This window comes from Vibrio sp. 1874 (assembly GCF_033344395.1).
Taxonomy (GTDB): domain Bacteria; phylum Pseudomonadota; class Gammaproteobacteria; order Enterobacterales; family Vibrionaceae; genus Vibrio; species Vibrio alginolyticus.
In genome coordinates, this window is record NZ_JAWPOR010000112.1 from 1 (window position 1) to 1,244 (window position 1,244).

Annotated in this window: 1 protein-coding gene; it reads right to left on the reverse strand. The window is 46.2% G+C overall.

Translation table 11 applies throughout. The features are described from left to right. Positions 1 to 159: 159 nt before the first annotated feature. The coding region (gene aceB / locus R8N46_RS24920) for a malate synthase A (protein ID WP_318189737.1) at positions 160 to 1,244 on the reverse strand (1,085 nt) is incomplete at its 5' end.

A 1,244-nucleotide genomic window follows, 5' to 3' on the forward strand; every position in this document is an offset into this window, starting at 1 on the left:
TTTTCCAGAGCTTCAATTTGTTGGCGGCGAGTCAATGTCATTGGTCTATCCCTCTTTATTATTTACACTTTTGTTTGTGCGTTGAGTTTCCGTTCTCAGGCAGTACATCCCCATCTGCCTCGAAAGTTTTCACGTTATTGGTATTACAGTTAAGAATTCTTAGTCCAGGTAGTCATAACCAGGGACGGTTAAGAAGTTGGTTAGCTCATCGCTAGTTGTTAGCTTCGCCATCAATTGTGCGGCTTCTTCAAAACGCCCGGCTTGATAACGTTCTTCGCCCACTTCTTGTTTCACTACTTCTACTTCTTCTTGCAAGTAGGTTTCGAACAGTGCTTTTGTCACCTGTTGACCATTGTCGAGTGACTTACCGTGCTGAATCCATTGCCAGATTGAGGCGCGAGAAATCTCAGCAGTCGCAGCATCTTCCATTAATCCGTAGATTGGTACACAGCCGTTTCCAGAAATCCAAGCTTCGATGTATTGCAGCGCAACGCGAATGTTGTGGCGCATGCCTTCTTCTGTACGTTCACCGTCACACGGTTCTAGCAACTCGGCTGCGGTAATTGGCGCATCTTCGGAGCGACTAACATCTAGTTGATTTGTTCGCTCTCCAAGTGCCGCACTGAATACTTCCATAGCAGTATCGGCTAGACCCGGGTGGGCAACCCACGTACCGTCGTGACCGTTATTCGCCTCAAGTGATTTATCGTTGTGAATTTTATCCAACACTTTCTGGTTTTCTTGCGGGTCTTTCGCGGGAATAAAGGCGGCCATTCCTCCCATCGCGAAAGCACCACGCTTGTGACAAGTACGAACCAGCAAACGCGAATAGGCGTTCAAAAATGGTTTGTCCATGGTGACGACTTGGCGATCCGGCAGAACACGATCTGGGTGTTTCTTCAGTGTTTTGATGTAACTGAAAATGTAATCCCAACGACCACAATTCAGCCCTACGATATGCTCTTTAAGTGAGAACAAAATCTCATCCATCTCAAACACAGCTGGTAACGTTTCGATCAGCACGGTCGCTTTGATCGTGCCAGTCTCTAAACCAAAATATTCTTCTGTGAAATGGAACACTTCACTCCACCACTTCGCCTCATGATGAGACTGCAGTTTAGGAAGATAGAAATATGGACCGCTGCCTTTTTGAAGCAATGCTTTGTGGTTATTGTAGAAATACAGTGCAAAATCAAAAAGCGCGCCTGGAATGATCTGACCGTGCCACGTCACGTGTTTTTCTT